This is a genomic window from Thermogutta sp., from assembly GCF_014359955.1.
In the GTDB taxonomy this organism is placed as follows: domain Bacteria; phylum Planctomycetota; class Planctomycetia; order Pirellulales; family Thermoguttaceae; genus Thermogutta.
The window spans coordinates 1-2,041 of record NZ_JACIYL010000779.1 but is presented as its reverse complement, the minus strand read 5'-3'; the positions used below and the strand labels follow the sequence as shown (position 1 = coordinate 2,041).

Sequence of the window (2,041 nt, the reverse complement as noted above, 5' to 3'; positions counted from 1 at the left end):
GCGATCGTACAACATATCGCCTGAGCATGTGGCGCGATTGATCAGGAAGAACACCAAAGCCATCATCCCCGTTCATCTTTTCGGTCAGGCGGCCGACATGGCGCCGATTTTGGAACTGGCGGAACGCTTCGGCGTGACCGTCGTCGAGGATGCTGCCCAGTCGATCGGTGCGGAGTATAGCGGAAAACGCGTCGGTTCGCTGGGCCGGATGGGCTGCCTCAGCTTCTATCCCACCAAGAATTTGGGCGGGATGGGAGACGGAGGAATGTTGACTACCAACGACAGCCAGCTCAACGACCAACTTCGCATTCTCCGTGTTCATGGAATGCATCCCCGCTATTATCATCGCATGATCGGTATCAACAGCCGGATGGACGCGTTTCAGGCGGCGGTCCTGGCGGTCAAGTTCCGTCATTTGGAAGAGTGGGTGGCCCGTCGCCAGGAAATCGCACAACGCTACACCTCCCTCTTTCGGGAAGCCGGTTTGGAACGGCACATTGTTTTGCCGGAAATGACCGTAGAAGGCCGCCACGTGTGGAATCAGTACGTCATTCGGATACGCAACGGACGGCGGGACGCCCTTCGCCGGTATCTCCAGGAACGAGGAATAGGTACGGAAATCTATTATCCGCTTGGCCTGCACGAGCAGGAGTGCTTTCAATTCCTGGGTTACGCTCCCACCGACTTGCCTGAGACGTTTCTGGCCAGCCGAGAGGTGCTGGCGCTTCCCATTTTCCCGTATCTCACCGAAGAAGAACAGCAGACAGTGGTTGGTGCGATCGCTGAGTTTCTGGGGGCACAATCGCATACTTTCCGGATTGGGCCGCCCAAATTTCTGGAAAGAACATCTCAACCGACGACGGAAACACACGTGGAACGCCGGTAACGGCCAGCTCGAGATCTCTTCCCACGGCAGCCGGATGCCTCTAACTGCACTCCCGCTGTGTGCGGCCAACTATCCGACGCAGGTCGGCAGACCGCAGGTGCGGAGCCCAATTCAGGATGAATTCGAACGGCAACCACCGGGGCACGGGCGCGAGGGCCCGTTCGGCAGGGACGGCGAGGAGACCCGACGAGCTCACCCGCGCTTTTTCGCCATCTGAGCAGGAGCAAAGACGCCGGGGGGAGGCCCTTCCGGCCCTTTCTTCTTTTCCGTCTCTGAAGTGACGACTTTACCCCAGGACGTGCCCTTAAACTCAATTCCCTTGACTTTATCTGACCTGCGGCTGGGGGCCAGAGCGATCATCATGACAAAGAGCGTGGCCAGGATGACCACAAGATATCCTGGTGCCCACGCCGGGCTGCCTCCCCCGCTCGCTTCCTCAGCGATGAGCAAGGCTTCTCCTAGGTTCAAAATCGCCAGCCACAAGCCCATCACGCTTGCTCCTTTTTTTATCTGCCTACTGGTCAGTGTTTCGCGCAAGAACCGCCTCTTTCGATTGTAGACCGGCACGGCGGTTTTGCCAATTTGGCGTCTGGTTGACTCATCCCCGGTTTTTCTCTGGCGACAACAAGGCAAACCTTCACAGGAGTTCGCCGGGGAGCGAGATTCCATCCCCCGAGGGACCTGCCTCTCAGGTTCGCTTTTGGATGGAGCTGCTTGTCAGGTCCGCTTTCCAACCTTAAACCACCCTTTGGATTTCGGCAGGCACGACGAGCGTGCCCTTCTGAAGGATTTCCTTCCGATGGGGACGAACCTTATCCAAAGCGTCCTGTCACATAGGCTTCCGTTTCCGGCAACCGTGGGGCGCTGAAAATATTGGGAGTCGGGCCGTATTCGATCAGACGACCCAAATAGAGCAGAGCCGTGTAATCACTCACTCGGGCAGCCTGCTGCATATTGTGGGTCACGATGACGACGGTATATTCCCCAGCGAGTTCTCGGATGAGATCTTCGATCTTATTCGTCGCAATAGGATCAAGGGCCGAACAGGGCTCATCAAGTAGCAGCACTTCCGGGCTGCCTGCCAGTGCTCGGGCGATGCACAAACGTTGCTGCTGTCCGCCGGAAAGCTGAAGAGCATTTTGATTGAGATGGTCC

3 protein-coding genes are annotated in these 2,041 nt (G+C 57.3%); 1 reads left to right on the top strand and 2 read right to left on the bottom strand.

Annotated elements, in window-relative coordinates:
* Positions 1-886 (top strand): DegT/DnrJ/EryC1/StrS family aminotransferase (locus H5U08_RS16895; protein ID WP_297035754.1); only part of this gene is annotated, 886 nt, incomplete at its 5' end.
* A gap of 192 nt (positions 887-1,078) precedes the next feature.
* Here the strand turns inward: H5U08_RS16895 and H5U08_RS16890 are convergent.
* The gene (locus H5U08_RS16890) at positions 1,079-1,378 is read right to left on the bottom strand and encodes a hypothetical protein (RefSeq protein ID WP_297035751.1); all 300 of its coding nucleotides are present in this window, start codon (positions 1,376-1,378) and stop codon (positions 1,079-1,081) included.
* Between the two features lie 320 nt (positions 1,379-1,698).
* The coding region (locus H5U08_RS16885) for an ATP-binding cassette domain-containing protein (RefSeq protein ID WP_297035748.1) at positions 1,699-2,041 on the bottom strand (343 nt) is incomplete at its 5' end.